Source organism: Klebsiella grimontii (genome assembly GCF_042137965.1).
In the GTDB taxonomy this organism is placed as follows: Bacteria; Pseudomonadota; Gammaproteobacteria; order Enterobacterales; family Enterobacteriaceae; genus Klebsiella; species Klebsiella grimontii.
Window position 1 is genome coordinate 3,921,603 of sequence record NZ_CP169721.1, and the last position, 22,492, is coordinate 3,944,094.

At 55.6% G+C, this 22,492-nt stretch carries 22 protein-coding genes, 5 tRNA genes and 1 other RNA gene; 8 read left to right on the forward strand and 20 right to left on the reverse strand.

Annotation, left to right across the window (positions count from 1 at the left end; genetic code table 11):
* Positions 1–23: 23 nt before the first annotated feature.
* From modF to gpmA, 6 genes are all read left to right on the forward strand, one after another.
* A complete protein-coding gene (gene modF / locus ACE3MN_RS18460; RefSeq protein ID WP_102650072.1) occupies positions 24–1,499 on the forward strand; it encodes a molybdate ABC transporter ATP-binding protein ModF in 1,476 nt (491 codons plus the stop codon).
* Positions 1,500–1,704: 205 nt separating this feature from the next.
* Positions 1,705–2,721, forward strand: coding sequence for a UDP-glucose 4-epimerase GalE (galE, locus tag ACE3MN_RS18465; protein WP_024360162.1), 1,017 nt, complete (start codon positions 1,705–1,707; stop codon positions 2,719–2,721).
* Between the two features lie 9 nt (positions 2,722–2,730).
* A complete protein-coding gene (gene galT / locus ACE3MN_RS18470) occupies positions 2,731–3,777 on the forward strand; it encodes a galactose-1-phosphate uridylyltransferase (protein WP_024360163.1) in 1,047 nt (348 codons plus the stop codon).
* 2 nt (positions 3,778–3,779) lie between these two features.
* Entirely contained in the window at positions 3,780–4,928 is a 1,149-nt protein-coding gene (gene galK / locus ACE3MN_RS18475; protein WP_102650073.1) for a galactokinase, read from the forward strand.
* A complete protein-coding gene (gene galM, locus ACE3MN_RS18480; RefSeq protein WP_004134996.1) occupies positions 4,922–5,965 on the forward strand; it encodes a galactose-1-epimerase in 1,044 nt (347 codons plus the stop codon). The genes galK and galM overlap by 7 nt, the downstream gene beginning before the upstream one ends.
* Before the next feature lie 328 nt (positions 5,966–6,293).
* Positions 6,294–7,046, forward strand: a complete 753-nt coding sequence (gene gpmA, locus ACE3MN_RS18485) for a 2,3-diphosphoglycerate-dependent phosphoglycerate mutase (protein ID WP_004100351.1) — start codon at positions 6,294–6,296, stop codon at positions 7,044–7,046.
* A gap of 69 nt (positions 7,047–7,115) precedes the next feature.
* Here the strand turns inward: gpmA and aroG are convergent, their stop codons facing one another.
* Entirely contained in the window at positions 7,116–8,168 is a 1,053-nt protein-coding gene (aroG, locus tag ACE3MN_RS18490; RefSeq protein WP_004134998.1) for a 3-deoxy-7-phosphoheptulonate synthase AroG, read from the reverse strand.
* A gap of 315 nt (positions 8,169–8,483) precedes the next feature.
* Between aroG and ACE3MN_RS18495 the strand changes: the two genes are divergently transcribed.
* Together ACE3MN_RS18495 and zitB are read left to right on the forward strand one after the other, a co-directional pair.
* A complete protein-coding gene (locus ACE3MN_RS18495; RefSeq protein WP_064342367.1) occupies positions 8,484–8,855 on the forward strand; it encodes a YbgS-like family protein in 372 nt (123 codons plus the stop codon).
* 118 nt (positions 8,856–8,973) lie between these two features.
* Positions 8,974–9,918 (forward strand): CDF family zinc transporter ZitB, encoded by a 945-nt coding sequence (gene zitB / locus ACE3MN_RS18500; RefSeq protein ID WP_004135002.1) that lies wholly within the window; start codon positions 8,974–8,976, stop codon positions 9,916–9,918.
* On the opposite strand, the gene pnuC is transcribed toward zitB, so the two are convergent.
* The 19 genes from pnuC to cydA all read right to left on the reverse strand — a co-directional run bounded on the left by pnuC (position 9,915) and on the right by cydA (position 21,943).
* Positions 9,915–10,634 (reverse strand): nicotinamide riboside transporter PnuC, encoded by a 720-nt coding sequence (gene pnuC, locus ACE3MN_RS18505; RefSeq protein WP_049086250.1) that lies wholly within the window; start codon positions 10,632–10,634, stop codon positions 9,915–9,917. The two genes, zitB and pnuC, sit on opposite strands and share 4 nt — an antisense overlap.
* Positions 10,635–10,669: 35 nt before the next feature.
* The gene (gene nadA / locus ACE3MN_RS18510) at positions 10,670–11,713 is read right to left on the reverse strand and encodes a quinolinate synthase NadA (RefSeq protein ID WP_102650074.1); all 1,044 of its coding nucleotides are present in this window, start codon (positions 11,711–11,713) and stop codon (positions 10,670–10,672) included.
* Positions 11,714–12,014: 301 nt separating this feature from the next.
* A non-coding RNA gene (locus tag ACE3MN_RS18515) (RtT sRNA) lies at positions 12,015–12,140 on the reverse strand.
* 29 nt (positions 12,141–12,169) lie between these two features.
* Positions 12,170–12,245, reverse strand: a tRNA-Lys gene (locus ACE3MN_RS18520).
* Positions 12,246–12,280: 35 nt separating this feature from the next.
* Positions 12,281–12,356 (reverse strand) — tRNA-Lys (locus ACE3MN_RS18525).
* A 144-nt stretch (positions 12,357–12,500) separates the two neighbouring features.
* A tRNA-Lys gene (locus tag ACE3MN_RS18530) sits at positions 12,501–12,576 on the reverse strand.
* Positions 12,577–12,579: 3 nt separating this feature from the next.
* A tRNA-Val gene (locus tag ACE3MN_RS18535) sits at positions 12,580–12,655 on the reverse strand.
* Between the two features lie 26 nt (positions 12,656–12,681).
* Positions 12,682–12,757: transfer RNA gene (locus ACE3MN_RS18540), tRNA-Lys, on the reverse strand.
* A gap of 162 nt (positions 12,758–12,919) precedes the next feature.
* Positions 12,920–13,705 (reverse strand): cell division protein CpoB, encoded by a 786-nt coding sequence (gene cpoB / locus ACE3MN_RS18545; RefSeq protein ID WP_102650415.1) that lies wholly within the window; start codon positions 13,703–13,705, stop codon positions 12,920–12,922.
* A gap of 9 nt (positions 13,706–13,714) precedes the next feature.
* Positions 13,715–14,239 (reverse strand): peptidoglycan-associated lipoprotein Pal, encoded by a 525-nt coding sequence (gene pal / locus ACE3MN_RS18550; RefSeq protein ID WP_004100337.1) that lies wholly within the window; start codon positions 14,237–14,239, stop codon positions 13,715–13,717.
* Positions 14,240–14,273: 34 nt separating this feature from the next.
* Positions 14,274–15,566: a Tol-Pal system beta propeller repeat protein TolB gene (gene tolB, locus ACE3MN_RS18555; RefSeq protein ID WP_004133400.1), complete on the reverse strand. Its 1,293-nt coding sequence runs from the start codon at positions 15,564–15,566 to the stop codon at positions 14,274–14,276.
* Positions 15,567–15,694: 128 nt separating this feature from the next.
* Entirely contained in the window at positions 15,695–17,020 is a 1,326-nt protein-coding gene (gene tolA / locus ACE3MN_RS18560; protein WP_375364133.1) for a cell envelope integrity protein TolA, read from the reverse strand.
* Positions 17,021–17,125: 105 nt separating this feature from the next.
* The gene (gene tolR / locus ACE3MN_RS18565; RefSeq protein WP_004130580.1) at positions 17,126–17,554 is read right to left on the reverse strand and encodes a colicin uptake protein TolR; all 429 of its coding nucleotides are present in this window, start codon (positions 17,552–17,554) and stop codon (positions 17,126–17,128) included.
* Positions 17,555–17,557: 3 nt separating this feature from the next.
* Complete coding sequence (gene tolQ, locus ACE3MN_RS18570) at positions 17,558–18,250, reverse strand: Tol-Pal system protein TolQ (RefSeq protein ID WP_004100332.1); 693 nt, start codon at positions 18,248–18,250, stop codon at positions 17,558–17,560.
* A complete protein-coding gene (ybgC, locus tag ACE3MN_RS18575; protein WP_004130578.1) occupies positions 18,247–18,651 on the reverse strand; it encodes a tol-pal system-associated acyl-CoA thioesterase in 405 nt (134 codons plus the stop codon). The genes tolQ and ybgC overlap by 4 nt, the downstream gene beginning before the upstream one ends.
* A gap of 149 nt (positions 18,652–18,800) precedes the next feature.
* Positions 18,801–19,091 carry a cyd operon protein YbgE gene (gene ybgE, locus ACE3MN_RS18580; RefSeq protein ID WP_004100327.1) on the reverse strand — a complete coding sequence of 97 codons (291 nt, stop codon included), beginning with the start codon at positions 19,089–19,091 and terminating at the stop codon, positions 18,801–18,803.
* On the reverse strand, positions 19,091–19,204 hold the full coding sequence (cydX, locus tag ACE3MN_RS18585) for a cytochrome bd-I oxidase subunit CydX (protein WP_004100325.1): 114 nt from the start codon (positions 19,202–19,204) through the stop codon (positions 19,091–19,093). The genes ybgE and cydX overlap by 1 nt, the downstream gene beginning before the upstream one ends.
* Before the next feature lie 15 nt (positions 19,205–19,219).
* Complete coding sequence (gene cydB / locus ACE3MN_RS18590; protein WP_004133408.1) at positions 19,220–20,359, reverse strand: cytochrome d ubiquinol oxidase subunit II; 1,140 nt, start codon at positions 20,357–20,359, stop codon at positions 19,220–19,222.
* 15 nt (positions 20,360–20,374) lie between these two features.
* Positions 20,375–21,943 carry a cytochrome ubiquinol oxidase subunit I gene (cydA, locus tag ACE3MN_RS18595; protein WP_004133409.1) on the reverse strand — a complete coding sequence of 523 codons (1,569 nt, stop codon included), beginning with the start codon at positions 21,941–21,943 and terminating at the stop codon, positions 20,375–20,377.
* Between the last annotated feature and the right edge of the window lie 549 nt (positions 21,944–22,492).

Consider the following 22,492-nt stretch of genomic DNA (forward strand, 5'->3'; position numbering starts at 1 on the left):
CGCTGCAAAAAGTGGGATACACAATGTCATTGTTGCAAATTTCGCAAGGCACGTTTCGTCTTAGCGATACCAAAACGTTAAATATTGAACACCTCAGCGTGCGGGCTGGCGAAAGCTGGGCTTTCGTCGGCAGCAACGGTAGCGGGAAGTCGGCGCTTGCGCGGGCGTTATCCGGCGAGCTGACCCTGCTAAGCGGGCAGCGCGAGTGCACCTTCTCGCGCATCACCCGTCTCTCTTTTGAGCAGCTGCAAAAGCTGGTCAGCGATGAGTGGCAGCGTAACAACACCGATTTGCTCAGCCCGGGAGAAGAAGATACCGGGCGCACGACGGCGGAAATTATCCAGGATGAGTTTAAAGACGCCACCCGCTGCGCTCGCCTTGCTGAACAATTTGCCATTAGCCACCTGCTCGAGCGCCGCTTTAAATACCTCTCTACCGGTGAAACGCGCAAGACCCTGCTGTGCCAGGCGCTGATGGGCGATCCCGACCTGCTTATCCTTGATGAGCCGTTCGACGGCCTCGATGTCGCCTCGCGCCAGCAGCTCGCCGAGATGTTGGCCAGGCTGAACGACGAAGGTATCGCCCTTGTTCTGGTTCTCAATCGTTTCGACGAGATCCCGGCGTTCGTGCAGTATGCCGGGGTGCTGGCGGACTGCGTGCTGAGCGAAACCGGCGAAAAGCAGGCTCTGCTGCAGCAGGCGCTGATTGCCCAGCTCGCGCATAGCGAAAAGCTTGACGGCATGACGCTGCCAGAACCCGACGCCCCCGCCGCGCGCCTTGCGCTAGACAGCAAAGCGCCGCTCATCGTGCTAAACGACGGTCTGGTTTCTTACAACGACCGCCCGATCATTAATCGCCTCAGTTGGACGGTCAATCCCGGCGAGCACTGGCAGATCGTCGGCCCCAACGGCGCCGGTAAATCGACGCTACTCAGTCTGGTCACCGGCGATCATCCCCAGGGATACAGTAACGATCTGACCCTGTTTGGCCGCCGCCGCGGCAGCGGTGAAACCATCTGGGATGTCAAAAAACATATTGGTTACGTCAGCAGCAGCCTGCACCTTGAATACCGCGTCAGCACCAACGTGCGTAACGTGATTCTCTCGGGCTACTTCGACTCGATCGGCATCTACCAGGCCGTTTCCGATAAGCAGCACAAGCTGGTGCAAAACTGGCTGGATATTCTGGGTATCGACCAACGCACCGCCGACGCGCCGTTCCACAGCCTCTCCTGGGGGCAGCAGCGGCTGGCGCTGATCGTCCGCGCCCTGGTCAAACACCCGACCCTGCTGATTCTCGATGAACCGCTACAGGGGCTGGACCCGCTCAACCGTCAGCTGGTGCGTCGCTTCGTTGATGTGCTGATTAGCGAAGGGGCGACGCAGCTGCTGTTTGTCTCCCATCACGCCGAAGACGCCCCGGACTGCATTACCCACCGTCTGGCCTTTGTGAGGAGTGGAGACGGTTACACTTACCAGCAGGGTCCGCTGCAAAATTAAGCCTGTACAGGGGTCTGCGGATCCCTGATTTTTTCAGAATAATAGCTATCACACACACCATCACTCTGTTTTTACAATGAAAAAACCAAAATGGCCCGATTGGAAATTTTAGTGTAAACGATTCCACCAATTTGGCCTGTGTCACACTTTTGGCTTCTTTGGTATGCTATCTTCTTCTCACACGATAAGCCTATTGGAGCGAATCATGAAAGTACTGGTTACAGGTGGTAGCGGTTACATTGGAAGTCACACCTGCGTTCAACTGCTACTGCAGGGACACGAAGTGATTATTCTCGACAATCTCTGCAACAGTAAACGCAGCGTACTGCCAATCATTGAACGTCTCGGCGGGAAAAGCGCCACCTTTGTCGAAGGCGACATTCGTAACGAAGCGCTGATGACGGAAATCCTTCACGATCACGCTATTGAAGCGGTGATCCATTTCGCCGGCCTGAAAGCCGTCGGCGAATCCGTCGCCAAGCCGCTGGAATACTACGACAACAACGTGACCGGCACACTGAAACTCGTTTCCGCCATGCGCGCCGCGGGCGTGAAAAACTTTATTTTCAGCTCCTCCGCCACCGTGTACGGCGACCAGCCAAAAATCCCTTATGTCGAAAGCTTCCCGACCGGGACTCCGCAGAGCCCGTACGGTAAAAGCAAGCTGATGGTCGAGCAGATCCTCACTGACCTGCAAAAAGCGCAGCCGGAGTGGAGCATCGCACTGCTGCGCTACTTCAACCCGGTCGGCGCGCATCCGTCGGGCGATATGGGTGAAGATCCGCAGGGCATCCCGAACAACCTGATGCCGTATATCGCGCAGGTCGCGGTCGGCCGTCGTGAATCGCTGGCGGTATTCGGCAACGACTACCCAACCGAAGATGGCACCGGCGTGCGCGACTACATTCACGTGATGGACCTGGCCGACGGCCACGTCGCGGCGATGGAAAAACTGGCTGATAAAGCCGGCGTGCATATCTATAACCTTGGCGCAGGCGTCGGCAGCAGCGTGCTCGACGTGGTCAACGCTTTTAGCAAAGCCTGCGGCAAACCGATTAACTACCACTTCGCGCCGCGCCGCGAAGGCGACCTCCCGGCCTACTGGGCGGACGCTGAAAAGGCCGATCGCGAGCTGAACTGGCGCGTGACGCGCAACCTTGACGAAATGGCGCAGGACACCTGGCACTGGCAGTCCCGTCATCCGCAGGGTTATCCAGACTAAGGAACCTTCATGAGCGTATTTAACCCCGTCGACCATCCACATCGTCGTTATAACCCGTTAACCGGGCAGTGGATTCTGGTTTCTCCGCATCGCGCCAAGCGCCCCTGGCAGGGGGCGCAGGAAACGCCGGCAAAACAGAGCTTGCCCGCGCACGATCCGGACTGTTTCCTGTGCCCGGGTAATACCCGCGTCACCGGCGACAAAAACCCGAACTACACCGGTACGTTTGTTTTTACCAATGACTTTGCGGCTTTGATGACCGATACCCCAGACGCCCCGGAAAGCGACGACCCGCTAATGCGCTGTCAGAGCGCCCGCGGCACCAGCCGGGTCATCTGCTTCTCGCCAGACCACAGCAAAACGCTGCCGGAACTGAGCGTAGAGGCGCTGGAAGGCGTGGTTAAAACGTGGCAGGAGCAGACCGCCGACCTTGGAAAAACCTACCCGTGGGTGCAGGTTTTTGAAAATAAAGGCGCGGCAATGGGCTGCTCCAACCCGCACCCGCATGGCCAGGTGTGGGCAAACAGCTTTCTGCCTAACGAGGCGGAACGCGAAGATCGTCTGCAAAAAACGTACTTCACCGAGCACGGCGCGCCGATGCTGGTGGATTACGCGCAGCGCGAATTAGCCGACGGTAGCCGCACCGTCGTCGAGACCGAACACTGGCTCGCGGTGGTCCCTTACTGGGCGGCGTGGCCCTTTGAGACGCTGCTGCTGCCGAAAGCGCACGTACAGCGCCTGACTGATTTAACCGACGACCAGCGCAGCGACCTCGCGCTGGCGCTGAAAAAACTGACCAGCCGTTACGACAACCTGTTCCAGTGCTCATTCCCCTACTCGATGGGCTGGCACGGCGCGCCGTTTAACGATGAAGAGAATAATCACTGGCAGCTGCACGCGCATTTTTATCCGCCGCTGCTGCGCTCCGCGACGGTGCGCAAATTTATGGTCGGCTATGAAATGCTGGCCGAAACCCAGCGTGACCTGACGGCCGAGCAGGCCGCCGAACGTCTGCGCGCTGTGAGCGACGTCCATTTTCGCGAATCCGGAGTATAACCATGAGTCTGAAAGAGAACACCCAAGCCCTGTTTGCTGAGAAATTTGGCTATCCGGCCAGCCATGTTATCCAGGCCCCAGGCCGCGTTAACCTGATCGGCGAGCATACCGACTATAACGACGGGTTCGTACTGCCCTGCGCCATTGATTACCAGACGGTCATCGCCTGCGCGCCGCGCGACGATCGTACCGTGCGGGTGATTGCCGCCGATTACGCCAATCAGACCGATGAATTCTCTCTCGACTCGCCGATTACCAGCCACGATACCCAGCAGTGGTCGAACTATGTTCGCGGCGTGGTTAAGCACCTGCAGCAGCGGAATAACGCTTTCGGCGGCGCAGATCTGGTGATCAGCGGCAACGTGCCGCAGGGCGCCGGATTAAGCTCCTCGGCTTCGCTGGAAGTCGCCGTCGGCACCGTGTTCCAGCAGCTGTACCATCTGCCGCTCGACGGCGCGCAGATCGCGCTGAACGGCCAGGAAGCGGAAAACCAGTTCGTCGGCTGCAACTGCGGCATTATGGACCAGCTGATCTCCGCGCTCGGTAAAAAAGATCATGCCCTGCTAATCGACTGCCGCACCTTAGGAACGAAAGCGGTGTCGATGCCGAAAGGCGTGGCGGTAGTGATTATCAACAGTAACTTTAAGCGCACCCTGGTCGGCAGCGAGTACAACACCCGCCGCGAGCAGTGTGAGACCGGCGCGCGTTTCTTCCAGCAGCCCGCCCTGCGCGATGTGACTTTACAAGAATTCAATGCCGTCGCCCACGAGCTTGACCCGGTGGTCGCCAAACGCGTTCGCCACGTGCTGACCGAGAACGCGCGCACCGTAGAAGCCGCCGCCGCGCTGGGAAAAGGCGACCTGCAGCGGATGGGCGAACTGATGGCGGAATCTCACGCTTCCATGCGCGATGATTTTGAAATCACCGTCCCACAGATTGATACCCTGGTGGACATCGTCAAGGCGACCATCGGCGATAAAGGCGGCGTACGCATGACCGGCGGCGGTTTCGGCGGCTGTATCGTTGCGCTGGTGCCGGAAGATTTGGTCGATACCGTACAGCAGGCCGTTGCCAAAGAGTATGAAGCGAAAACCGGTATCAAAGAGACCTTCTACGTCTGCAAACCGTCTCAGGGAGCTGGACAATGCTAAACCCAACAACGGAGCTGGCGCCGGACGGCCAGCCGTGGAATCTTCTCACCCTGCGTAACGACGCAGGCATGACGGTCACGGTGATGGACTGGGGCGCGACGCTGCTCTCCGCGCGCGTGACGCTGGCTGACGGCAGCGTACGCGAAGCGCTGCTCGGCTGCGCGAACCCTGGCGACTATACCCGACAGGCCGCCTATCTCGGCGCCTCCGTCGGCCGTTACGCTAACCGTATTGCCAACAGCCGCTTTACCCTTGATGGCCGCACCGTCAATCTGACGCCTTCCAACGAGGCGGGGCATCAGCTGCACGGCGGTCCGGAAGGTTTTGACAAGCGCCGCTGGCAGATTGTCAGCGCCGACGATCGTCACGCGCTGTTTTCACTCTCATCCCGCGATGGCGATCAGGGGTTCCCCGGTAATCTGACGGCAACGGCGCGCTACCGCCTGACCGACGATAACCGGATAGCCATCGAATATCGCGCCACCGTTGACCAGCCGTGCCCGGTGAACCTGACCAACCACGTCTATTTTAACCTCGATGGCGTGCAGAGCGACGTGCGTAGCCATAAGCTGCAAATCTTTGCTGATGCGTATCTGCCCGTTGAGAGCGATGGTATTCCGGGAGGCGATTTGCAAAACGTCACCCTGACCAGCTTCGATTTCCGCACGCCGAAGGTGCTGGCGGACGACTTCCTGCGCGATGAAGACCAGCAGAAAGTGAAAGGTTACGACCACGCCTTTCTGCTCCAGGCGCTGGGCGATGCCAAAAGCCCGGCGGCCCACGTCTGGTCGCAGGATGAAAAGCTGCAGATGACGGTCTATACCTCCGCGCCGGCCCTGCAGTTCTACTCCGGCAACTATCTCGCCGGTACGCCGTCGCGCACGGCGCAGCCGTACGACGACTGGCAAGGCCTGGCCCTGGAGAGCGAGTTTCTGCCGGATTCGCCAAACCATCCGGAATGGCCGCAGCCGGATTGCGTGCTGCGCCCCGGCGAAGAGTACGTCAGCCTGACGGAATATCAGTTTATTGCGCAATAATCCCCCGCCCTCCCGATGGAGGGCTTTTTTTATCCTTTCGCTGAAAATTACGCCACTTACAGACAAAAACATAACCTCTGTTTTACAAGCACCTTACACTGAGCGACTATTTTCGCTATGGTTAGGGATAAGCATTGCCGTGAGGTAAATCACGGCAATATAATGAGAATAGTTATCAATCAATAAATATATACACTACCGCATTCGGGTCGCATCAAGGCGGCACATGAGCGAATCCTGGCAGCATAGTCAACTATGTCGCCAGGGTGAGTAAAAGTAGCCAACGAGGAAGCGGCGCGAAGGATGACGTGTATTGAGGAGTAAGTGTATGGCTGTAACTAAGCTGGTACTCGTTCGTCACGGCGAAAGCCAATGGAACAACGAAAACCGTTTCACCGGTTGGTATGACGTTGACCTGTCTGAAAAAGGCGTGGGTGAAGCAAAAGCGGCCGGTAAGCTGCTGAAAGAAGAAGGCTTCAGCTTCGACTTTGCTTATACCTCTGTGCTGAAACGCGCCATCCACACCCTGTGGAACGTGCTGGACGAACTGGATCAGGCCTGGCTACCGGTTGAGAAATCCTGGAAACTGAACGAGCGTCACTACGGTGCGCTGCAGGGTCTGAACAAAGCGGAAACCGCTGAAAAATATGGTGATGAGCAGGTTAAGCAGTGGCGTCGCGGCTTCGCGGTAACGCCGCCGGAGTTGACTAAAGACGACGAGCGCTATCCGGGCCACGATCCGCGCTACGCAAAACTGACCGACGCAGAACTGCCGACGACCGAGAGCCTGGCGCTGACCATCGACCGCGTCGTACCGTACTGGAACGAAACGATTCTGCCGCGTCTGAAAAGCGGTGAGCGCGTGATTATCGCCGCTCACGGTAACTCCCTGCGCGCGCTGGTGAAATACCTCGACAATATGGGCGAAGCAGAGATCCTCGAACTGAACATCCCGACCGGCGTACCGCTGGTGTATGAGTTCGACGAGAACTTCAAGCCTATCAAACATTACTATCTGGGCAACGCCGACGAGATCGCCGCGAAAGCCGCGGCCGTAGCCAACCAGGGTAAAGCGAAGTAATTTTCGCGGGATGTAAAAAAAGCGTGGAGCTATCCACGCTTTTTTTTATTTTGAGAGTCGGCGTAAAGCTTAGCCGCGACGCGCTTTTACCGCATTCGCCAGCTGACGAAGAAGCGTATCGGTATCTTCCCAGCCAATACAGGCATCGGTAATGCTTTTGCCGTAGGCCAGCGGCTCGCCGCTGTCGAGACTCTGATTGCCTTCCACCAGATGGCTTTCGATCATCACGCCCATAATCGACCGCTCGCCGCCGGCAACCTGCTGGCATACGTCTGCGCCGACCTCCATCTGCTTTTTAAACTGCTTGCTGGAGTTGGCGTGGCTGAAATCGATCATGATCTGAGCGGGCAGGCCTGCTTTCGCCAGACCGACCTTCACTTCGGCCACGTGCTGCGCGCTGTAGTTCGGCTCTTTACCGCCGCGCAGGATAATATGGCAATCGCTATTACCGCTGGTATTCACAATCGCCGAATGCCCCCATTTGGTCACCGACAGGAAACAGTGCGGCGCGCCGGCGGCGTTGATAGCGTCAATCGCGACTTTGATGGTTCCATCAGTGCCATTTTTAAAACCTACCGGACAGGAGAGGCCGGAAGAGAGCTCGCGATGCACCTGTGACTCAGTGGTACGCGCGCCAATCGCGCCCCAGCTCATCAGGTCGGCAAGATACTGCGGGGTGATCATATCGAGGAACTCCCCGGCCGCAGGCAGACCGCTGTCGTTAATGTCCAGCAGCAGCTTACGCGCGATCCGCAGGCCATCGTTGATGCGGAAGCTATTATCCATATGCGGATCGTTGATCAGCCCTTTCCAGCCCACGGTGGTGCGCGGTTTTTCAAAATAAACGCGCATCACGATTTCCAGCTCCCCTTTAAGCTCCTCGCGAAGCTTAAGCAGGCGTTCGGCATACTCTTTCGCCGCCGCCGGATCGTGGATGGAGCACGGGCCAATCACCACCAGCAGCCGATCGTCGTTACCTTTCAGGATCTGGTGGATCGCTTTGCGCGCATGCGCAACGGTATTGGCGGCATTTTCGGTAGCAGGGAATTTTTCCAGGAGCGCAACGGGAGGTAATAATTCGTTGATCTCTTTAATGCGTAAATCGTCGTTCTGATAATTCATCTTATTTCCAGCGTTGCCATACTTATCTAGTTAATTGCAATCCCTCCAATCTATCTCTTCGGTCAAAAAGTGTAAACATGATTTTACAGTAGCGGCAGAATATTCCTGGAAATAGGCTAAAAAACGCCATAAAGTCGCGGAATAATGGCCACAAGCTATAATTTTTAACTGTTAGAACTTAATTTTCTTTAGCATTCAGCATTATATATTAATGCCGTTCGCTAATACCGAAGCTTAAACCACAACGAGTAGAACCTCCGGCAAATGCACTGTTGGAAGAGGTAATGCGATAAATCGACATAACAGGAGCATCCAATGAAAATGAACAAGCTAACCAATCTTCTCCTCGCAGCAACCCTGGGTCTGGCCAGCGGCGCGGCGCTGGCTGCCGATACCGGCGCGCAGTCGAATAACGGGCAGGCCAATTCAGCGGCAGACGCGGGTCAGGTCGCCCCCGACGCGCGTGAAAACGTGGCGCCCAACAACGTCGATAACGGCAAGATCAACTCCGGTTCCACTGATACCGGCGGCACAATGCTCCACCCTAACGGCTCGACCATGAACCATGACGGGATGTCGAGCGATGAAGTGCACAAGAACTCAATGTGTAAGGATGGCCGCTGCCCGGATACCGATAAAAAAGTCGGCCAGGAAGACGCGACAAAAACTGATGGTACCACGCAGTAATCAAGGTGGGATGCCAGCGTTAGGGAGAGCTAAGGCTCTCCTTTTTTCATTTTATTCACCCCAAAACGCGAATCATGTCATAAAGTAATCATCAAAATAATAATGTAGGGATGTCACCATGGGGCAATCGCACTCGCATCGTTCTCCACCATCCGCCGAAGATAAGAATGCCCGTCGGCTGCTGCTGGCGTTCTGCGTCACGGCCGGATTCATGTTGATTGAGGTCGCAGGCGGACTCATTTCAGGTTCGCTGGCGCTGCTGGCCGATGCCGGACATATGCTGACGGACGCCGCGGCGCTGCTGTTCGCCTTTCTGGCCGTGCGTTTCGCCAGTCGCCCGCCCAACGCCCAACACACCTTTGGCTGGCTGCGCCTGACGACCCTTGCGGCCTTCCTCAACGCCATCGCCTTAGTGGTCATTACTATTTTGATCGTCTGGGAGGCCATTCAGCGCTTTCATCATCCGCAGCCGGTTGCCGGTAAAACCATGATGATCATCGCCGTTGCCGGGCTGCTGGCCAATATTCTGGCCTTCTGGATCCTGCATCGCGGCAGCGAGGAGCGTAACCTCAACGTGCGCGCCGCCGCGCTGCACGTGCTGGGGGATTTGCTCGGTTCGGTTGGCGCCATTATTGCCGCGATAGTGATCCTCACCACCGGCTGGACGCCTATCGATCCTATTCTGTCCGTGCTGGTGTCGTGCCTGGTTCTGCGCAGCGCCTGGCGTCTGCTGCAGGAGAGCGTCAATGAACTGCTGGAGGGCGCGCCGCGTTCGCTTAACGTCGACGCATTAAAACGCGATTTGCGCCGCTCGATACCGGAAGTTCGCGACGTACACCACGTTCATGCCTGGCTGGTAGGAGAAAAAACGGTGATGACGCTGCACGTGCAGGTGGTACCGCCGCACGATCACGACGGTCTTCTGGACCGGATCCTCGACTTCCTGGAGCATAAGTATGAGATTGAACATATTACGGTGCAGATGGAGTATCAGCCCTGTAGCGGCCCGGAGTGCCGTCTGAACATGACGCACGCCGGGCATGGACATCATCACCACCATTAACGGGAAAACGCGTGAGAGCCGCGCTCACGCGCGCTGTTAATCCACATGCGGCTGCCGTTGAGCGCGATAAATGTCAGCAGCAGGTATTCGAGCGACATCGCATAGACGCCCTGCAGGGCGAAAATCACCACGCTAATGACGTTTATAATCACCCACAGCAGCCAGTTTTCGACATATTTGCGCGTCATCAGAATCATCGCTACGACGGAGAGCACCATCATGCAGGAGTCCCAGAACGGGAAGGCGTCCGGCTGCAGCTCCGGCATGGCGACCTGCAGGCCCAGGGTTTGCATCAGCGCCACGGCAATCCGCGTCAGAAACGCGAACACCGGGTTAATAAATATCGTCATCAGGCCAATCGCCACCACGCAGGCCGCCAGCCAGCCTAACGCTTTCGGCAGCGGTAGCCAGCGGATTTGCAGTTCCGCCTGGTTATCACTGGTTTGCCGCGACCAGGCGTACCAGCCGTAGACGTTGGCCGCGAAGAAAAAGATCTGCAGCAGAAGGCTGGCGTAGAGCTGGATCTGAAAGAAGATAATGGCAAACAGCGTGACGTTGATCAGCCCGAAGGCATAGTTAGCGATCTTCTCCAGGCTCGCCAGCCAGATGCACAGCAGGCCAGCGACGGTGCCGACCGCTTCAATCCACGACAGGTCATATCCCCCGGCGCCAATTGGTATATGCACTAATATGTTCTGCGTACTAAAAAAATCCATCTTATCCCCAGAGCGTTCTGTAACGCAGTAATGATCTATCCCCGAAGTGTAGCCGCAAAATCGAGCATTCTGTTTAGCGGAACCAGCGCCCCGGTCCGCAGCTGCTCATCAACATGAATTTCATGTTCAGCGCCCCCCTTCTCCAGCGCTTCAGCAATCGCCTGCAGGCCGTTCATCGCCATCCATGGACAGTGCGCGCAGCTCCGGCAGGTTGCCCCTTCGCCTGCCGTGGGCGCTTCCAGCAGCTCTTTTTCCGGTACCGCCTGCTGCATTTTGTAGAAAATACCGCGATCGGTGGCGACGATGAGCTGCGTGTGCGGCAGCGTTTTAGCGGCATTGATCAACTGGCTGGTTGACCCCACCGCGTCAGCCATATCAACAATCGCCTTCGGTGATTCCGGGTGAACCAGCACCGCGGCCTGGGGATAAAGCGCCTTCATTCTTGCCAGCGCTTGAGTTTTGAATTCATCATGAACTATACAGGCGCCCTGCCAGCACAGCACGTCGGCGCCGGTCTGTTTTTGCACATAGCTGCCTAAATGGCGGTCCGGCGCCCAGATGATTTTTTCACCCAAGCTATCAAGATGCTCAATGAGTTCCACGGCGATGCTCGACGTCACAACCCAATCGGCGCGCGCCTTGACCGCCGCTGAAGTATTGGCGTAGACCACGACCGTACGATCCGGATGAGCGTCGCAGAAAGTGCTAAACGCCTCGATCGGACAGCCCAGATCGAGCGAACACTCCGCATGCAGCGTGGGCATCAGGATGGTTTTTTCCGGACTGAGGATTTTTGCCGTTTCTCCCATAAAGCGCACGCCGGCAACCAGCAGCGTTGAGGCGGAATGTCGGGCGCCGAAGCGCGCCATCTCCAGGGAATCTGAGATACAGCCGCCGGTCTCTTCGGCCAGTTGCTGGATTTCGGGGTCGGTGTAGTAATGAGCCACCATCACCGCATCGCGCTCGCGCAGCAGGCGTTTAATTTTTTCACGATAAAAGTGCTTCTCATCGCGGTTTAACGGCATTGGCTTCGGAGGAAAAGGGTAAATCGCCGCTTCCGGGTCAAACATTACGCTCATCTTGCAGTCTCGTTTCGCTGGCTTAACTTTCAGACCGTGATAATGCCTGCAGAGAGGTATTAGTCGGCCATGGTGTTTTATATGCTAAACAAGATAGCCGATTGTGCGGAAAATGTCGTGAGGAATTTTGCCCCTCAGGGAGCAGGAGCATTTCCCGGAGGCGATGCTGCGCATCTGTCCGGGCTACCGGCCCATGCACGGGTGCGCACAACGATAAGATGGAATAGCGCAGTATGGGATAGTTGTAATATTTAAGCGAAGGCTGGATAGCAAAAAAGCGCCGCCAGCGCCATTTTTACATTGGTGGGTCGTGCAGGATGACTCGCTTCGCTCGCCCTTCCGGCCGTCGCCGCAGGCGGCTCCGTTGTCTCTCTTCGTTCGACTCAAACCTGCGGCAGGTTCGAATCTTGGATATCGCAGATAGCAAAAAAGCGCCTTTAGGGCGCTTTTTTACATTGGTGGGTCGTGCAGGATTCGAACCTGCGACCAATTGATTAAAAGTCAACTGCTCTACCAACTGAGCTAACGACCCCTTGCGGGTTTACTGCTAACTGGAACGATTCAGGATGGTGGGTCGTGCAGGATTCGAACCTGCGACCAATTGATTAAAAGTCAACTGCTCTACCAACTGAGCTAACGACCCGCTCGGGTACTTCCTGAATATTCTTCACTCGTCACCAATTTATAATTGGTGGGTCGTGCAGGATGACTCGCTTTCGCTCGCCCTACGGGCCGTTGCTGGCGCAACGTTATCCTTCACGCTTAACATCTGAGTTCGATGTTAAATTGGTGGGTCGTGCAGGATTCGAACCTGCGACCAATTGATTAAAAGTCAACTGCTCTACCAACTGAGCTAACGACCCGAGTGGTGGGTGATGACGGGATCGAACCGCCGACCCCCTCCTTGTAAGGGAGGTGCTCTCCCAGCTGAGCTAATCACCCGATACAGCGCTGGATACATCTTTTAGTGGTGGGTCGTGCAGGATTCGAACCTGCGACCAATTGATTAAAAGTCAACTGCTCTACCAACTGAGCTAACGACCCACTATTTTTGCCGCTTTGGGCTTGTTCGATATCCCTTGGCAACGGCGGCATATATTACTGATTTCAGAATTCAGCGCAACAACAATTTAGATAAAGATCGCTTAACTGCTTAGGATTCATGCGACAAGACCAGAAATGATGCGATTTCTGGTCATGCCATAATCATCCGAGTGCGTTAAGGCGTTTTTGCGCTTGTTTGGCCCCATCGGTGCCAGGAAATTTACTGACCACCTGCTGGTAAACCGCCTTCGCTTTTGCGGTATCGCCTTTGTCCTGCATGATAACGCCGACTTTAAACATCGCATCGGGCGCCTTCGGGGATTTAGGGTAGTTTTTCACCACGGAAGCGAAATAGTACGCCGCATCGTCTTTTCTACCCTTGTTGTAATTCAGCTGACCGAGCCAGTAGTTGGCGTTCGGCTGGTAGGTTGAATCAGGATACTTTTTGACGAAGTTCTGGAAAGCCGCCATGGCGTCGTCCTGCCGGGAAGGATCCTTCACCAGCGCAATAGCCGCGTTGTAATCGGTGTTGGCATCGCCGGTTGACGCCGGAGCGCCTGACGAAGCCGCCGGCGCGCTAGCCGCAGCCCCCTGATCGCCCGCTGAGGTCTGGGTTTGCGCACCCGTTGCGCCGCCGCCGCTGCTCAGACCATCGATCTGCAGCAGGATCTGCTTCTGGCGCTCAACAACCTGATTCAGCTGATACTGGCTTTCCTGGATTTGACCGCGCAGGGAATCAATATCGGACTGATTATCGGAGAGTTGCTGCTGGAGTTGGGTTAAAAGCTGGCTGTGCGCATTGGAAATACGCTCGAGTTGAGTGACGCGGTCTTCGACCGAGCCTGAGCCGACACTACTGATTGGCGCCTGAGCAAAAGCGGCCCAGGGGGCCGCTATGCCAACCAGTAACGACAGACTCAACAGATGATGTCTGAAGTTACTGCTCATGCAATTCTCTTAGTAAACCAGTACGGCGCGACGGTTTTTGGCGTAAGCCGCTTCGTCGTGGCCCAGTACTGCAGGTTTTTCTTTACCGTAAGAAACGATGGAGATCTGGTCAGCAGAAACACCTTTGCCCTGCAGATACATCTTAACGGCGTTAGCACGACGCTCGCCCAGAGCGATGTTGTATTCCGGCGTACCACGCTCATCCGCATGACCTTCTACGGTCACTTTATAAGACGGGTTGCTACGCAGGAAGTTTGCGTGCGCGTCCAGCATTGCAGCGAAGTCAGAACGGATATCGTATTTGTCCAGATCGAAGTAAACGATATTGTTCTGCTGCAGCTGTTGCATCTGCAGACGAGCCTGCTCTTCGGAAGACATGTTGCCGCCGTTAGCGTTACCGTCCATACCAGTGCCGGCACCCAGCATGCCTTCACCGCTCTGGTCGTTGCTGGCGTTCTTGTTAGAAGAACATGCCGCGATTGCCATAACCGGCAGAGCGATCAACAGCCCTTTCAGCACTTTGTTCAGTTGCATTTCTTTGATTCCTTTAATAATCAATTATTTATTATCACAGATACGGCGACCAGGCAGGTGATTTTACCTGTCCATCAGTTGCCGGAAGACGCGCTTTGAAACGCCCATCTGTAGAAACCAGATTCAGCACGGATCCCATCCCCTGAGAAGAGCTGTAGATTACCATAGTGCCGTTAGGTGCCAGACTTGGCGTTTCATCTAAAAACGTTGATGACAGAACCTGTACACCACCCGCTTCCAGATCTTGTTTGGCAATGTGCTGCTGACCGCCGGCCGAGCTTACCATTACCATAGTTTTACCATCAGCGCTCACGTCAGCGTCCTGGTTTTGTGAACCTTCCCAGGTAATACGCTGCGGCGTACCGCCGTTAATATTGACTTTATACACCTGCGGACGACCCGCCTGGTCGGAGGTAAAGGCCAGGTTCTGGCTATCCGGGAACCAGCTTGGTTCGGTGTTGTTGCTACGACCGTTGGTCACCTGACGAATCTGACCAGAGCCCAGATCCATCACGTACAGGTTCAGGCTACCGGTTTTCGACAGGGCGAAGGCCAGTTTGCTGCCGTCCGGCGAGAATGCCGGCGCGCCGTTGTGCTGCGGGAAGGAAGCAATCTGACGAACGGAGCCGTTAGCCAGCGTCTGCACAACCAGCGCAGAACGACCGCTTTCGAAGGTCACATAGGCCAGCTTCGCGCCGTCCGGAGACCAGGCCGGAGACATCAGCGGCTGGGTGGAGCGGTGAACGAGGAACTGGTTGTAGCCATCGTAGTCGGATACGCGCAGTTCGTACGGGAACTGGCCGCCGTTGGTCTGCACCACATAGGCGATACGGGTACGGAAGGCGCCCTTGATGCCGGTCAGCTTCTCAAATACAGCGTCGCTGGCAGCATGCGCGGCATAGCGCAGATACTGTTTTGTAACTTTAAATGAGTTCTGCGCCAGCACGGTACCCGGCGCGCCACCGGTATCAACCAACTGGTAGGCCACGTTGTAGGAGCCGTCAGGGTTTTGCGTAACCTGACCCACTACGACGGCGTCAACGCCCAGCGCAGACCATGCCGCAGGCTGCACTTCCTGAGCGCTGCCCGGCTGCTGAGGCAGACGCGAGCGATCGAGCGGATTAAACTTGCCGCTGTTGCGCAGGTCAGCCGCCACGATACCGCCCACATCTTCCGGCGCAGCACCCTGCCCCGCCCACTGGAACGGCACAACGCCGATTGGGCGTGCCGAGTCGACCCCTTGGGTAATCTCGATGCGTACTTCTGCGTGCAGCACTGCCGCCCACAGCATTAAAAAACCAAATGCTACTCGTAATGCCTGCTTCATCATATCTCCCTTATCCAGGCGGAAAGCCCACGATAATTTAGCAGAATGTTAACAAACTCAAATACACAAAACTACCAAAACCCTGGGACTACCGAAGTTTGTTTTCCCCGCATAAACGGGGAAAACGATTACTGAGGTTTGAAGTCCAGTGGCGCATTTTTGAATGTTTCATAAACAGCCTGCGACGGCGGTTTAGGGAACTTCGTCATCCGGCTCGTTGCCGCCAGCATTTGCTGACAGAACGCCGGATCGCCGCCTTCCGATTTCACACTTAACAGCGTTCCATCCTGAGCCAGATTCACACGTAAAGTACAGGTTTTACCCTTATAGGTATCCCAGTCATAGAGATGACCTTTAATCGCAGCCTGAACCTGTGAAATATAGCTGTTAATCTCAGCCTGGGATGCCCCACCCTGCCCCTGCTTACTTCCTTTAGCAGGAGATGAGCCCCCAGCGCTACCGCTGGTATTACCTTTCGGCGCATTCTTACCGGAGCTCAGGTCGCCGAGAAGATCGTCAACGCCGTTGGCCTCTTTGGCCGCAGCGGCTTTCTTCGCGGCGGCGGCCTTAGCGGCGGCGGCTTTCGCCGCTTTGTCCGCGGCGGCCTTCTCTGCTGCTGCGGCTTTAGCTGCCGCGGCTTTCTCGGCGGCGGCTTTTTCCGCAGCGGCGGCTTTGTCGGCTGCCGCTTTCTCGGCAGCGGCTTTCTGCGCGGCGGCTTTTTCTGCCGCTTTTTCGGCGGCCGCTTTTTCTGCAGCGGCCTGTTTCGCCGCTTCCTGCTGCGCTTTTTTCTCTGCCTGCTGCTGCGCTTTCTTCTCAGCTTCCTGCTGAGCTTTCTTCGCCGCATCGGCTTCGGCTTTCTTCTGCGCGTCCGCAGCCGCTTTCGCGGCTTCCGCTTCTGCCTGTTTCTTCGCATCCGCCGCCGCTTTCGCCGCGGCCGCTTCGGCGGCTTTCGCCTGAGCATCGGCCTTCGCTTTCGCGTCAGCGGCGGCTTTGGCGGCAGCTTCCTGCGCCTCTTTCGCCTGTGCGTCCGCTTTGGCTTTGGCCGCTGCGGCGGCTTTCGCCGCGGCTTCTTCCGCCTGTTTCTGCTGCTCTTTCGCCTCTTTAGCCGCTTCCTGCGCCTGCAGACGATCCTGTTCCAGCTGTTTCAGCCGTTCCTGCTCAGCGGCCTGTTTTTCACGTAGCTCTTCCGCCTGCTGCTGAGCCTGCTTTTCACGCTGCTCGGCAGCGCGGCGGGCGCTGGCCTGCTGCTGCTGTTGGCGGTCATAATTCTTCACAACCGCCCCCGGATCGACCATTACCGCATCGATAGAGGCCCCCCCACCGCCGCCGGCAGAAGCATCCAGATGCTCGTCAAACGAACTCCAGATCAGCAGCGCTATCAATACGATGTGCAGCGCGACTGATACTATGATCGCTCGTTTAAGCTTGTCGTTTTGTTCGGTTGCCTTTGACACTATCGGTTCCCAAAAACTGTTCGCCTGTTCCCGTTATACGACGTCCGCCGCGGGACGCTGTTGTCCCAAAGCCGACATGCTGACGGGCGTGCATATTGCGAGCGATTAGATCGGCTTGGTCATCAAGCCAACCGATTTAACCCCTGCGCTATGCAACAGGTTAAGCGCTTTAATAATCTCATCGTATGGCACCTCTTTAGCGCCGCCGATCAGGAACACCGTTTTCTCATTCGCCTCAAGTCGACGCCTGGCTTCCGCAATCACCTGTTCCGGCGGCAGCTGCGATAGCGTTTCCGGGCCAACTTTCACGCTGTACTGCCCGACGCCGGAAACTTCAACGATCACCGGCGGCTCATCATTGCTTTTCACCGCCTGCGATTCCGTTGCGTCCGGTAGGTCGACCTCTACGCTCTGCGTAATGATCGGCGCTGTCGCCATAAAGATCAGCAGCAGCACCAACAGGACATCCAGCAGCGGAACGATGTTGATCTCGGACTTCAGTTCGCGACGCCCGCGTCCACGTGCTCTGGCCATGGCTTACCCCTTATTGCTTTCGCTGCTGGTAAACGCCTGACGGTGCAGAATAGCGGTGAACTCTTCCATAAAGTTGTCGTAGTTCAGCTCAAGTTTGTTCACGCGCTGGTTCAGACGGTTATAGGCCATAACCGCTGGGATAGCGGCAAATAGGCCGATAGCCGTCGCGATGAGCGCTTCTGCGATACCCGGCGCCACCATTTGCAGCGTCGCTTGTTTTACCGCGCCCAGCGCGATAAAGGCGTGCATGATCCCCCAAACGGTGCCGAACAGACCGATATACGGACTGATAGAGCCGACCGTACCGAGGAACGGGATGTGGGTCTCCAGGGATTCCAGCTCGCGGTTCATCGAAATACGCATCGCGCGCGATGCCCCTTCGACAATCGCTTCCGGCGCGTGGCTGTTCGCACGATGCAGACGGGCAAACTCTTTGAAACCGCTGTAGAAAATTTGTTCCGAACCGGTCAGATTATCGCGACGGCCCTGGCTTTCCTGATACAGGCGAGAAAGCTCGATACCGGACCAGAATTTATCTTCAAACGCTTCGGCTTCACGTGACGCCGAGTTGAGGATACGCGTTCTCTGAATAATGATGGCCCAGGAGGCGATAGAAAAACAAACTAAAATCAACATGATAAGTTTAACCAGAAGGCTCGCCTTCAGGAACAAATCAAGGATATTCATCTCAGTCACTGCTTAAACTCCGCGACAATAGACTTGGGAAGCGCACGAGGCTTCATTAAGAGTGGATCAACGCACACGATAAGAACCTCAGCTTCATTCAAAACGACGTTCTCGGCGTTGACGATTCGCTGCGTGAAAACCAGAGTAGCACCGCGCATTGCGGTTATCTCCGTCTGGATTTCGAGCATGTCGTCGAGTCTGGCGGGCGCAAAATACTCGAGAGTCATTTTGCGAACCACAAAGGCAACTCGTTCAGCCAGCAAAACCTGTTGGCTGAAGTGATGATGGCGCAGCATCTCTGTGCGTGCTCTTTCATAGAAAGCGACGTAGCTGGCGTGGTAAACCACACCACCGGCGTCGGTGTCTTCGTAATAGACCCGAACCGGCCATCGAAACAGCGTTGTATTCACTTTACATCCCGGTAATGCAACAAAAGGTTAGTGCTTTCAAACTTCGCTACTATACGCGCGGGAATCGTGGTTTGGAATGGGGGAAAGTAAACGAGGAGTAAATTTTTATGGGCTTATGCAAGCCCATATGGTTAACAGAGATTTCTTATTCAAAAGAAGAAAAAGAACAGGCCTAAAACGAGCACAATATCAGCGATAAGCGGACAAAAAATTCCCTGCCAGTGAATGGCGCGCGGACGGAAGCCCACGCCGTGGATAACGCCGGTACAAACCGCCCACATCAGCAGGAAACCGTGCCAGATTTCCAGCTCGCTGGTTTTGGCCGCAAAGCGCGACGGATCCCAGAAGATGCAGCCCGCCAAAGCCAGCGCCATCAATAAGGAAAGCGCCCTTAACGGGCGCTTGTCCATTATCGCATACAGAGTAGCGATAATACTCATCAGTGTTCTTCTTTACCTGCTTTGGTCGCTTCCACGTGCTCAAGCGCCAGCGCGGTAATCACCCCAAAGGCACAGGCAAGAAGCGTTCCCAAAATCCATGCGAAATACCACATATATAGCTCCTTACCTTAGTACAGCGAATGGGTGTTCTTTTCGATGTCTTCGCGCGTAATGCGACCGAACATTTTCCAGTAACACCAGGTGGTGTAGGCCAGAATAATCGGTACGAAGACAATCGCTACGTAAGTCATCACGTTCAGCGTCAGCTGGCTGGAGGTCGCGTCCCACATGGTCAGGCTCGCGTTCATCGCCGTGCTTGACGGCATAATGAATGGGAACATGGCGATACCGGCAGTCAGAATGATGCACGCCAGCGTCAATGAGGAGAACAGAAACGCCCATGCGCCTTTGTCCGCTTTGGTCGAGATGACGGTCAGCAGCGGCAGCGCCACGCCCAGGGCAGGAATCGCCCACAGCGCCGGCATGTTATTAAAGTTCACCATCCACGCACCGGCCTCACGAGCCACTTCTTTGGTCAGCGGGTTAGACGGGCCGGTATGATCCATCACCGATTTCACCACATAACCGTCGATGCCGTAGTAGACCCAAACGCCCGCCAGTGCGAAGCCGATCAGCGTCACCAGCGCCGCCACCGTAGAAACGGAGCGGGTGCGCAGGTGCAGTTCACCCACGGTACGCATCTGCAGGTAGGTCGCGCCCTGCGTCAGGATCATCGCCACGCTGACAATACCGGCCAGCAGGCCAAACGGATTCAGCAGCTGGAAGAAGTTTCCGGTGTAGTACAGGCGCAGATATTCATCAACGTGGAACGGAACGCCCTGCAGCAGGTTACCGAACGCCACGCCAATCACCAGCGGCGGCACGAAGCTGCCGACGAAGATGCCCCAGTCCCACATGTTGCGCCAGCGGTTGTCCTCAATCTTCGAGCGGTAGTCGAAACCTACCGGGCGGAAGAATAACGACGCCAGCACCAGGATCATTGCCACATAGAAGCCGGAAAACGCGGCGGCATAGACCATCGGCCAGGCGGCAAACAGCGCGCCGCCGGCGGTGATCAGCCACACCTGGTTTCCATCCCAGTGCGGGGCGATGGCGTTGATCATAATTCGACGCTCGGTGTCGTTACGACCGAGGAAACGGGTGAGCATCCCCACCCCCATGTCGAAGCCATCGGCGACAGCAAAACCAATGAGCAGAATGCCAATCAGCAGCCACCAGATAAAACGCAATACTTCATAATCGATCATTTGACGACTCCTGTCTTAGCGTGCCGACTGAATAGCCGCAGAGGACTGTTCAAAGTGATAGCGACCGGTTTTCAGGCTGCTTGGTCCTTTACGGGCAAACTTGAACATGAGGAACAGTTCAGCCACCAGGAACAGCGTGTACAGGCCACAGATCAGCACCATTGAGAAGATCAGGTCGCCTGCGGTCAGCGACGAGTTCGCGACAGCCGTTGGCAGCACCTCACCGATAGCCCACGGCTGGCGACCATATTCGGCGACAAACCAGCCGGATTCAACGGCAATCCACGGCAGCGGCAGACCATAAAACGCAGCGCGCAGCAGCCATTTTTTCTCACCAATGCGGTTGCGAATCACGCTCCAGAAGGAAGCGCCGATAATCAACAGCATCAGCACGCCGCACGCCACCATGATACGGAAGGCGAAGTACAGCGGCGCAACGGCAGGAATAGAGTCCTTGGTCGCCAGCGCAATCTGCTCTTCCGTCGCGTCAGAAACGTTGTCGGTATAGCGTTTTAGCAGCAGACCGTAGCCAAGATCCTTCTTCACGTCGTTAAACCGATCGCGAACGGCCTGGTCGGTTGAACCGGCACGCAATTGCTCCAGCAGCGCGTACGCTTTCATCCCGTTACGAATACGCTCTTCGTGCTGAACCATCAGGTCTTTCAGGCCGGTAACCTGTTTATCCACGGAGCGAGTCGCAATAATGCCCAACGCGAAAGGGATTTGAATCGCGAAGCGGTTCTCCTGCGCCTTCTGGTCAGGAATACCAAACAGGGTAAAGGCCGCCGGAGCAGGCTGAGTTTCCCATTCCGCTTCGATAGCCGCCAATTTGGTTTTCTGCACGTCGCCCATTTCGTAGCCGGATTCATCACCGAGAACAATAACGGAGAGAATCGCCGCCATACCGAAGCTGGCTGCGATAGCGAAGGAGCGCTTGGCGAAAGCAAAGTCGCGGCCTTTGAGCATATACCAGGAGCTGATGGCAAGAATGAACATCGCGCCGGTCACGTAGCCTGACGCCACGGTGTGAACGAACTTAACCTGAGCGACCGGGTTCAGAACCAGCTCGGAGAAGCTGACCATCTCCATACGCATGGTTTCAAAGTTGAAGTCCGACGCAATCGGGTTCTGCATCCAGCCGTTAGCGACAAGGATCCATAGAGCCGACAGGTTGGAGCCCAGCGCCACCAGCCAGGTAACGGCCATGTGCTGAACTTTGCCCAGACGATCCCAACCGAAGAAGAACAGACCTACAAAGGTAGATTCGAGGAAGAAGGCCATCAAACCTTCAATGGCCAGCGGCGCACCGAAGATATCGCCCACGTAGTGAGAGTAGTAAGACCAGTTAGTCCCGAACTGGAACTCCATGGTCAGACCGGTTGCCACACCCAGCGCAAAGTTGATACCAAACAACTTGCCCCAGAACTTGGTCATATCTTTATAAATCTGTTTGCCGGAAAGGACGTAGACCGTTTCCATGATGGCCAGCAGGAACGCCATACCTAGCGTCAGTGGCACAAACAGGAAGTGGTACATCGCGGTCAAGGCAAACTGTAAGCGCGACAGTTCGACTATATCTAACATCATGACTCCTTGCTCATCGCATGAAGACTCCGAGAGTGAACCCCGTTAGAAAGGGTCACACGCATGCCCCAATACAAATTTATTTGCTTCTTCTCACTACGCCCGTTTTCTCTTTCAAGAATGCGGAGGCACTGAAAAGTTACAAACATGTTAACAAAACACCCAAATTGATCCCGTGATTATATTACGCTGCAAAACCCTTACAATAAATAGGTTTTTATTGTGATAAATTTGCAGTTTTCGACAGCGATCAATTTTTAGCGAAAATACCAGATTTCGGTCAATTTGATCCGCGACAATTTAACTCCATTTCGCGGTCTTTTCCAAGTTTTAAACATTGATTTAAATCAATTTTCATTTTAAATGTTAATTATGTATATCGTGTACCTCACAGGTAAACACCAAGTTAACAATATGTTTTTCAAGAGTATCATCAGTTACTGAAAATGATAGTCCATTTATTTCGTCGCTGAGGGGAATTTAATGAGCTGAACGCTGATCGCGTAAATGTGGTTATCAGTCGATAATGCCGCGTAGCTCACAGATTTT

Excerpts from the sequence above, each read along its gene's own strand:
- galM (WP_004134996.1), top strand. The coding sequence starts at position 4,922 with ATGCTAAACCCAACAACGGAGCTGGCGCCGGACGGCCAGCCGTGGAAT.
- cpoB (WP_102650415.1), bottom strand. The coding sequence starts at position 13,705 with ATGAGCAGTAACTTCAGACATCATCTGTTGAGTCTGTCGTTACTGGTT.
- pnuC (WP_049086250.1), bottom strand. The coding sequence starts at position 10,634 with ATGGATTTTTTTAGTACGCAGAACATATTAGTGCATATACCAATTGGC.
- cydA (WP_004133409.1), bottom strand. The coding sequence starts at position 21,943 with ATGTTAGATATAGTCGAACTGTCGCGCTTACAGTTTGCCTTGACCGCG.
- nadA (WP_102650074.1), bottom strand. The coding sequence starts at position 11,713 with ATGAGCGTAATGTTTGACCCGGAAGCGGCGATTTACCCTTTTCCTCCG.
- ybgE (WP_004100327.1), bottom strand. The coding sequence starts at position 19,091 with ATGAGTATTATCGCTACTCTGTATGCGATAATGGACAAGCGCCCGTTA.
- zitB (WP_004135002.1), top strand. The coding sequence starts at position 8,974 with ATGGGGCAATCGCACTCGCATCGTTCTCCACCATCCGCCGAAGATAAG.
- galK (WP_102650073.1), top strand. The coding sequence starts at position 3,780 with ATGAGTCTGAAAGAGAACACCCAAGCCCTGTTTGCTGAGAAATTTGGC.
- ACE3MN_RS18495 (WP_064342367.1), top strand. The coding sequence starts at position 8,484 with ATGAAAATGAACAAGCTAACCAATCTTCTCCTCGCAGCAACCCTGGGT.
- galT (WP_024360163.1), top strand. The coding sequence starts at position 2,731 with ATGAGCGTATTTAACCCCGTCGACCATCCACATCGTCGTTATAACCCG.
- cydB (WP_004133408.1), bottom strand. The coding sequence starts at position 20,359 with ATGATCGATTATGAAGTATTGCGTTTTATCTGGTGGCTGCTGATTGGC.
- tolB (WP_004133400.1), bottom strand. The coding sequence starts at position 15,566 with ATGAAGCAGGCATTACGAGTAGCATTTGGTTTTTTAATGCTGTGGGCG.
- tolR (WP_004130580.1), bottom strand. The coding sequence starts at position 17,554 with ATGGCCAGAGCACGTGGACGCGGGCGTCGCGAACTGAAGTCCGAGATC.
- modF (WP_102650072.1), top strand. The coding sequence starts at position 24 with ATGTCATTGTTGCAAATTTCGCAAGGCACGTTTCGTCTTAGCGATACC.
- galE (WP_024360162.1), top strand. The coding sequence starts at position 1,705 with ATGAAAGTACTGGTTACAGGTGGTAGCGGTTACATTGGAAGTCACACC.
- pal (WP_004100337.1), bottom strand. The coding sequence starts at position 14,239 with ATGCAACTGAACAAAGTGCTGAAAGGGCTGTTGATCGCTCTGCCGGTT.
- cydX (WP_004100325.1), bottom strand. The coding sequence starts at position 19,204 with ATGTGGTATTTCGCATGGATTTTGGGAACGCTTCTTGCCTGTGCCTTT.
- gpmA (WP_004100351.1), top strand. The coding sequence starts at position 6,294 with ATGGCTGTAACTAAGCTGGTACTCGTTCGTCACGGCGAAAGCCAATGG.
- aroG (WP_004134998.1), bottom strand. The coding sequence starts at position 8,168 with ATGAATTATCAGAACGACGATTTACGCATTAAAGAGATCAACGAATTA.